The organism is Bacillus sp. CGMCC 1.16541 (genome assembly GCF_003184905.1).
Lineage (GTDB): Bacteria > Bacillota > Bacilli > Bacillales > Bacillaceae_H > Priestia.
The window spans coordinates 1-8321 of the sequence record NZ_QFRU01000048.1; the positions used below are offsets into that span (position 1 = coordinate 1).

The 8321-nt window shown below is 35.1% G+C and carries 6 protein-coding genes and 1 pseudogene; all 7 read right to left on the reverse strand.

The annotated features are described in order from the left end of the window. Positions 1 to 37: 37 nt before the first annotated feature. Positions 38 to 1186, reverse strand: a complete 1149-nt coding sequence (locus tag DIS06_RS19710; protein WP_110114945.1) for a helix-turn-helix domain-containing protein — start codon at positions 1184 to 1186, stop codon at positions 38 to 40. Continuing rightward, a complete protein-coding gene (locus DIS06_RS19715) occupies positions 1183 to 2487 on the reverse strand; it encodes a site-specific integrase (protein WP_110114946.1) in 1305 nt (434 codons plus the stop codon). The genes DIS06_RS19710 and DIS06_RS19715 overlap by 4 nt, the downstream gene beginning before the upstream one ends. Before the next feature lie 134 nt (positions 2488 to 2621). Further along, positions 2622 to 3314: pseudogene (locus DIS06_RS19720) on the reverse strand (AAA family ATPase); the annotation flags it as partial. 77 nt (positions 3315 to 3391) lie between these two features. Next, positions 3392 to 5833, reverse strand: coding sequence for an ATP-dependent protease ATP-binding subunit ClpC (gene clpC, locus DIS06_RS19725; protein WP_110114950.1), 2442 nt, complete (start codon positions 5831 to 5833; stop codon positions 3392 to 3394). A gap of 7 nt (positions 5834 to 5840) precedes the next feature. After that, entirely contained in the window at positions 5841 to 6923 is a 1083-nt protein-coding gene (mcsB, locus tag DIS06_RS19730; RefSeq protein WP_110114947.1) for a protein-arginine kinase McsB, read from the reverse strand. Between the two features lie 3 nt (positions 6924 to 6926). After that, a complete protein-coding gene (gene mcsA, locus DIS06_RS19735; RefSeq protein ID WP_110114948.1) occupies positions 6927 to 7478 on the reverse strand; it encodes a protein-arginine kinase activator protein McsA in 552 nt (183 codons plus the stop codon). 38 nt (positions 7479 to 7516) lie between these two features. Continuing rightward, on the reverse strand, positions 7517 to 7978 hold the full coding sequence (locus tag DIS06_RS19740; RefSeq protein WP_110114949.1) for a CtsR family transcriptional regulator: 462 nt from the start codon (positions 7976 to 7978) through the stop codon (positions 7517 to 7519). Between the last annotated feature and the right edge of the window lie 343 nt (positions 7979 to 8321).

Genomic DNA, 8321 nt, shown 5'->3' on the forward strand with positions numbered 1-8321 from the left:
ATTTTTGAGGAATTTAAAACCGTTGTTATTGAGTATTTTACAACCGTTGATTACATAGTTCATCATCCTTGGATGAAAAGGCAGTATTTTCATCATTTATGAGCGTCTGTATATCATTATTTGTAAGTTCCCAAACCTCTTTTTTTAGTAATCGAAAGAACTTTTCTGCATTATTTAAAATATAACTTACGAACAATTTCTTATTTTTAACCTTTGATTTTCCAATCTTCTTTTTTGCCCAATTTATATATATATCAAGGGACTCTTGAAATTCAGTTTCCCTTCCTAACGCAACCATAAAATCATTAAAGTAATCCTTTACCTCTTCCCTTCCATGATAAATAAGTTTAACCCCTTCTACTGTATGGGAAAATCTCTCTATTTCCTCTCTCGGTACAATATACACTTTTTCATGTAGTTGTTCATACTTAACTAAGTCTTTATAGATTATTGAATTTCTAATAACGCCTTCTTTAACCCCTAATTCTTTCACAATGTCCTGGATAGTTAGATAATGTTTTCTAAGGCTACAAAACTTCTCATAATCTTCCTCAATAACTCTTTCCCCGAAGCCCTTTATATCATAAGTTTTTAACCATGAAATTTTTTTATATCTATCAATATCTTTACTATTCAAATTAAACTGTTTACATATTTCCTTAATGGTGTACCCACTTTCCACTTTTTTAAGAAAACTATTCAGTGACTCCTTAGAAACAGATAATAGATAATTATTTACCTTATCAGCTTTCAAAATTTTTGTGTTAATTAAACTACTTACCTCATGTCTGTTCAATCCTGTTATCTCGCTTACTTCACTTGTTGAAATAGTTTCACTCTGTCGTCTTTTATATTCTTCTACTTCTGTTTTGGAAATGTAAGCCACTCTACCAACTTTGATAGTGTCCTTAAATGTCCCAACATATACCAAATCATTTATTGCTTTTAGGGACTTATTTAACAATACAGCAGTATCTTTATAGCTTATATAATTGTTTTCTAAGAGGACCTTTTCTTTTAGTAAATCTTCAAGGACACTAACATGGATTAGATATTGTGATTCAGATTTTTTATATTTTGTGAGTTTCCCTTCTCTTATTCTCTTGGTGAACCTTCTGCTGTCTTCTCCTGTTAGCTCCTGTGCCTCCTTTGTTGTGTACCATTCTTTATCCAAGGAACGAATCATTCCACATTCTCCTCTTTAATGTGTTCCGCAACGTCTTTTATTAACATTTCCCACATATCTATTTGATTGTTGTATAATTCATTAGTCATTTTTTCGGTATCAGATAAATATGACATTGAGGCATCGAACGTGTTATCCCCTCTTGCTTGTCTTATTTGAGTAATATTGGTGGCAACTTCCGCAATCATATTAGAAAAAACCCCACGACCTAAATGCGTTGACCACTTCTTAGACTTTAGGAATATCGCATAATTTCTTATAGTTGCATCATTTGAATCTTTCAATCTCTTTATAAATATCTCTTTCAGTTTATTAAAGTGATATCTATAAGAATAATCAGTCATTGCTTTCCCATCATCGTTCACAAATAAGGCATTGCTTCCATCAGTTGCCTTATAGTTCTCAATATGATTTTTATATATTTTCTCTAATACATTTCCCTTATAAGGATAAATCGCCTGTTTCCTTATTTTTTTGACAGCCCCGCCTGAACTACGATGTTTTAAGTCCTTTCTAAATTTCCTATTTTTCACATTAACAACGATACCAAACTTACCAAATGGTCCTTTTAAATTAACTGATGACCTTGAGATGTTTACGACTTCACCAACTCGAAGACCTCCAAAGAACTGAAAATATACACCTAATGCTATTCGGGGCACATATGTCAATGCAGTATCAAGGAATATTAACACTAATTCTTGCGGTAAATAGTGCAAAACATTGTCAACGTCATCATCTGGATAATCAATTCCATAAAAAGGGGATTCCACTATTCCTCTTGAATCATATTTACTATTTCCATGCTCAAAATCACTTAGAGAAATGAATTTTAAGACATTCTTTTTGGCTAAGAAGTAATATAATTGTTTTAATTCATTCTCACAGGCTTTAACTGTATCTCTTTTAACTCCTGTTGTTGCATAATAATTTAGAAATTCAACCCCATGCTCAAACCTTAAATCCATGACATCATTAACCCTAAATACATGGGAATTCTCAATTAACACATAATTTAAAAATCTAACTATATATGAAGCCTTTGTTGATAAGGAATTTACCTTAAGTCTTCCTCCTCTTTTACTTGGTTGTAATAAATACTCACTTAAAGGATGAACAATACTTCTTTTACATCCTTCGTTATTCTGTTCTACCATAATCAACACATATTCTTTCAGTTCCTTATTTCCATTAGGATATACCTTTTCTATCTTACAAACTTCTTGAAGAAATCTATATTGAATACTTCTCTTTATTGATATGACTTTATTTTCTCTTTGTTTATTTAACTCACCAGCCATAATTATCGTCTATCCTCCCCCTAAAAAATTATTCATCTAATTCTATGATGATTATATGGTTTTATCAACAAAAAAATAAAGGGATAAAACCTTTTAGTGGCTCTACCCCTTGATACATATAAGTTTATATTCTTTTCTATTAAATGTGTAAGTAGTTTTATCAATTCTTTATTATTTAAACCGACAATAAAGATGGCAATGCCATTTGTCTTCCCGATACGCATGAGTTCTGCTGTACATTCACGTACTTGAGATACACTACCTGGAGCTGACGTGATATCCGAATGATAAATCGTTTGAATGGAATCAATGACGACAAAGTCTGGTTTCATTGTTGAAATGGTATCTGAAATAAGTTCTAAATTCGTTTCAGCATGTACGTATAACTCTGATGCTGTTATATCTAGACGATCTGCACGAAGTTTGGTTTGCTTTATTGATTCTTCTCCAGATATGTAAAGAACTTTTTGACCATTCATTGCTAACTGAGCAGATGTTTGTAACAGCAACGTTGATTTTCCAATACCAGGATCTCCTCCAATTAATACAAGTGATCCTCGTACAATACCTCCACCTAAAACACGATTAAACTCCTGTGACTTGGTATAAATCCTCGGTTCAGTAGTGGATTGAATTTGTGTAATGGATTCCGGCTTTTGACGCTTTGTAGACGTCGCCCCTGAAAAAGCTCCTCTTCTTGAAGAACCTTTATCTTCGATTTCTTCCACCATAGAGTTCCAGCTGCCACAACCAGGACATTTACCCATCCACTTAGCAGATTCATAGCCACAATGTTGGCAACTAAATTTTGTTTTCTTTTTACTCATTTCTTGTTTCTACCTCTCCATTCTATATGAATTAAGAGAGGCATACGTTTTGCCTCGTATGCCTCGTACTTATGTCTTTAGCTAATGCTACTTGCTTCTGTTGATTTAACTGTAAACCCTTCGTCGTTAACATCTAGCGTTACTTTTTGACCTTTTTGAACATTTCCTTTTAGCAACTCTTCCGATAAGCGGTCTTCAACATGTTTTTGGATGGCACGACGGAGTGGACGTGCTCCATACTCTGGGTCGAACCCTTCTTCAGCAATTTTTTCAATTGCTTTTTCAGTTAAGTCTAAATCAATATCTTGCTCTTTTAATCGCTTTGTTAACTGATCAGCCATTAGCTTCACAATTTCAGATAAATGTTTCTTCTCTAATGAATGGAACACGATAATCTCATCAATTCGGTTCAAGAACTCAGGTCGGAAAGCTTTCTTTAATTCTGTCATCACTTTCCCTTTCATGTCTTTGTAATCTTGCCCTTCTTCTTGAACAGTAAAGCCCAGATGCTTGCTTCGTTTTAACGTGTCCGCACCAACATTTGATGTCATAATTAAAATCGTATTTCTAAAATCTACCGTACGTCCTTTAGAATCTGTTAAACGTCCATCTTCTAATACTTGTAGTAAAATATTGAACACATCTGGATGTGCTTTTTCAATCTCATCTAATAATACAACAGAGTATGGTTTACGTCTTACTTTCTCTGTTAATTGACCCCCTTCGTCGTATCCAACATAGCCTGGAGGTGAACCAACGAGACGTGATGTAGAGTGTTTTTCCATATACTCTGACATATCGATACGAATCATCGCATCTTCATCACCAAAAATTGATTCTGCTAGCGCACGTGCTAATTCTGTTTTACCAACCCCTGTGGGCCCTAAGAATACGAATGAACCAATTGGTCTCTTTGGATCTTTCAAGCCTGCTCTTGCACGGCGTACAGCTTTTGCAACAGCTTTAACTGCTTCTTCTTGGCCGATAACACGAGAATGTAAGATTTCTTCCATATTTAGAAGCCTTTCTGTTTCCTCTTGTGCTAGCTTGGATACAGGAATACCAGTCCAGCTCGATACGACCATTGCAATATCTTCTACGGTTACTTCTGAATTTTCTTTGCCTTGTTTCTCTTTCCAAGCCTTTTTCGTTTCTTCTAACTCTTCACGTAAACGTTGTTCTGTATCACGTAATGATGCTGCTTTTTCAAATTCTTGGCTTTGTACAGCTGCATCTTTTTCTTTTCGAACAGAATCAAGCTTTTGCTCTAGCTCCTTTAAGTTTGGAGGCGTTGTAAATGAACGCAAACGAACTTTTGAACCTGCTTCGTCAATTAAATCAATTGCTTTATCCGGCAAGAAACGATCTGAGATATAACGATCTGATAATTTTACAGCTTGAACAATCGACTCATCAGTGATTGATACGCGATGATGCGCTTCATATCGATCACGTAACCCTTGTAAAATTTGAATGGATTCTTCTGTTGTAGGCTCATCGACTTGAATTGGTTGGAATCGGCGCTCTAACGCAGCATCCTTTTCAATGTATTTACGGTACTCATCCAATGTGGTTGCCCCAATACACTGCAGCTCACCACGCGCTAATGATGGCTTTAAAATGTTAGATGCATCAATGGCACCTTCGGCTCCACCAGCACCAATTAATGTATGCAACTCATCAATAAATAAGATAATATTTCCTGCTTGGCGAATTTCATCCATTACTTTCTTTAAACGATCTTCAAACTCTCCACGATATTTCGTACCAGCAACAACCGTCCCCATATCTAATGTCATCACACGTTTATCACGTAAGATTTCTGGAACTTCGTTATTCACAATTTGCTGAGCTAATCCTTCTGCAATCGCCGTCTTACCAACCCCTGGCTCACCAATTAAGACTGGGTTATTCTTTGTTCGACGACTTAATACCTCGATAACACGCTGAATTTCTTTGCTTCGTCCAATCACAGGGTCAAGTGTTCCTTCACGCGCAATTGCTGTTAGATCTCTAGCGAGGCTATCTAGTGTAGGTGTATTAGCATTTGACGAGCCACCACCTTGATGACTAGAAGATGCTTCATTACTACCAAGTAACTGTAGCACTTGCTGCCTAGCTTTATTTAAGCTAACACCTAAATTATTGAGAACACGTGCTGCAACCCCTTCTCCTTCACGAATTAAACCTAAAAGGATATGCTCAGTTCCAACATACGAATGTCCTAGCTTTCTAGCTTCATCCATTGATAGCTCGATAACTTTCTTAGCACGAGGTGTATAGTGAATCGTTTGTGTCAGCTCTTGGCCACGCCCAATAAGAGCTTCGACTTCTTTTTGAATTTTATCTGCACCTAATCCTAACGCTAGCAATGCCTTTGCTGCAATCCCTTCACCTTCACGTACAATACCCAATAAGATATGTTCTGTACCAATGTTATTATGGCCTAATCTCAATGCTTCCTCTTGTGCTAAAGCTAATACTTTTTGAGCGCGCTCTGTAAATCTACCGAACATCATTGATTCATCACCCTCCATGTTCATTCTTCTCTTTTTTATATTCTAAACGTTCTCTAATTAAAGAGGCTCTTCTTATGTCACGTTCATTAGGCTTTAGAGATCCTCCATTATACTGTTGTAGGAATCCCGGCTGTATCATAATGATTAGTTCATTTAGTATATTCTTAGGTATACTCGTTATATACCCTAAATCAATTCCTAAACGCACATCTGATAAACATTTTGAAGCTTCTTTTGATTCGATGATTCGACTGTTAGTTAAAATTCCATACGAGCGATATACTTGGTCTTCTAATTCAATACTAGATGTTTTAACAAGCGCTTCCCTCGCTGATCGCTCTTGAGCAATTAGCTGATGAACAACACTATTTAAATCCTCAACAATATCTATTTCAGACTTACCTAGTGTAATTTGGTTAGAGACTTGAAAGATGTTTCCTAGCGCCTCACTCCCCTCACCATAGATACCACGTACAACCAAACCTAACTGATTAATAGCTGGGATAATACGATTAATTTGGCGTGTTAAGACTAATGCAGGTAAGTGCATCATAACCGACGCTCTAAGTCCTGTGCCCACATTTGTTGGGCAACTAGTTAGGTAACCTCTTTCTTCATCAAACGCATAATTCACGTGTTTTTCAATCCAATTGTCTAACTCATTCGCTTTGTTTAACGCTTCGGTTAATTGAAGTCCTGGAAATAAACATTGTATGCGCAAATGATCTTCTTCATTAATCATTATGCTAAAATCTTCTTTTTCAGATAGTAAACAGGCACCAAAGTTAGATTGTTGTATCAGATGAGGACTAATTAAATGTTTTTCAACTAGTACTCTCTTTTGAAGAGCTTCTAAGTCAGACATATTAATAAAATGAACGTCTTCTTGTAACTCTTTTGTTGATAGTAACGCTTCTTTAAAGAAATGAAGAACCTCAACTGATTGTTCTCTTGTTAGAAAGGTTGGAAATAAATAATCTTCTACATTCCTTGCTAAGCGTATTCGGCTACTTAGTACAATATCGGAGTTTGAAGCATCCTGATTCATCCAAGAACTAACTGCTTGTTTAAAGAAAAGGTCATGAGTCATCGTCTAATCCTCTCCTTTCCTACTCTCAGTTAGCTTTTTTTCTAAAGCACGTATACAATCTCTCAATTCAGCTGCTTCCTCAAACTCCTCTTTTTGGATATACTCTTTTAAGTTCAATCTCATTGCTTCTAATTCCTTTTTTATATGAAGATTACTACCAATTCTATTTGGAATTTTACCATTGTGTGAATAGTTTCCTCCGTGTAACCTTTTTAAAAAAGGTGTTAGCGAGTCTTTAAATACCTTATAACAATTTGCACAACCAAAACGTCCTACCTCTGCAAACTGATGATAAGTCATATGACATGTTGGGCATTTCTTTACTTTACCATCAGTAAAAGATGTAGATTTAGATGGTGCCTCTGTAAAAGATTTATCTAAATTCAATAGACCAGCTAACAAATTGTTAATTGAAAATCCAGAGTTAGTATGAATAGTAAGCTCTCCATTGTCTTTGGCACAATGCTCACAAATATGCATCTCAGACTTTTTACCATTTATTACTTTTGTAAAATGTAGAGTAGCAGGTCTCTCTTGACATTGCTGACAAATCATCTCGGCATCTCTCCCGATTTTCTAATATGCTTAAAAACTTAACGATACCTTAGTGCATTTAACATCGCTTTTAGTAACTTTGCACGAAGTTCATCTCGATAAGGTAAGTCAATGTTAATGACAGAACGGTCAATAACACTTAACATAATTTTTGCTTCTCTTTTCGTAATAACTTGTTGTTCGATTAAACGAATAATTAAACTTTCTGCATTTGCTTGAGAAATCTTATTATGAATAACGCCTAATATTTGTTCAAATAAGTGAGATGTGTCATGTGACTTGACTTTCATAATACGAATAAAGCCACCACCACCTCTTTTACTCTCAACAATGTATCCTCTTTCTAAAGTAAAGCGTGTATTAATCACATAGTTAATTTGCGAAGGTACACATTGAAAGCGATCAGCGATCTCACTTCTCTTAATCTCTACTGCATCTTCATTATTAAGCTCTAATACTTGTTTTAAATATTGCTCAATGATGTCAGAGATATTTGGCACCGAGCCCCCTCCTTCTGACTTTGACTATATTTGACCTTATTCTTAATATAAAAGCAATACAACAAATTTTCAACTATTATGTAGTTTTCATTTTATTGTTATCGTTACCATTAAAAGAGGTATCGAAACGTATTTTCATAAGTTTTTATTATTTTTTCTTATATTATATTAGGAAAAAGTAAGAACGTGCTTGAACCACTCATTATGATTCAATCTATTTGTTGTATAAGGGATTAGAGTGAATGAAAAGAATGTGAAAGATTAAACTTTTTCTTTAAAAGAAACAAAAAAAACACTAGCGCTATCGCTAGTGTTTTATCATTGCCTGGCAACGTCCTACTCT

What these genes read in the sequence shown, in the direction of transcription:
- DIS06_RS19710 (WP_110114945.1), bottom strand. Translation starts at nt 1,186, where the DNA reads ATGATTCGTTCCTTGGATAAAGAATGGTACACAACAAAGGAGGCACAG.
- mcsA (WP_110114948.1), bottom strand. Translation starts at nt 7,478, where the DNA reads ATGATTTGTCAGCAATGTCAAGAGAGACCTGCTACTCTACATTTTACA.
- clpC (WP_110114950.1), bottom strand. Translation starts at nt 5,833, where the DNA reads ATGATGTTCGGTAGATTTACAGAGCGCGCTCAAAAAGTATTAGCTTTA.
- DIS06_RS19715 (WP_110114946.1), bottom strand. Translation starts at nt 2,487, where the DNA reads ATGGCTGGTGAGTTAAATAAACAAAGAGAAAATAAAGTCATATCAATA.
- mcsB (WP_110114947.1), bottom strand. Translation starts at nt 6,923, where the DNA reads ATGACTCATGACCTTTTCTTTAAACAAGCAGTTAGTTCTTGGATGAAT.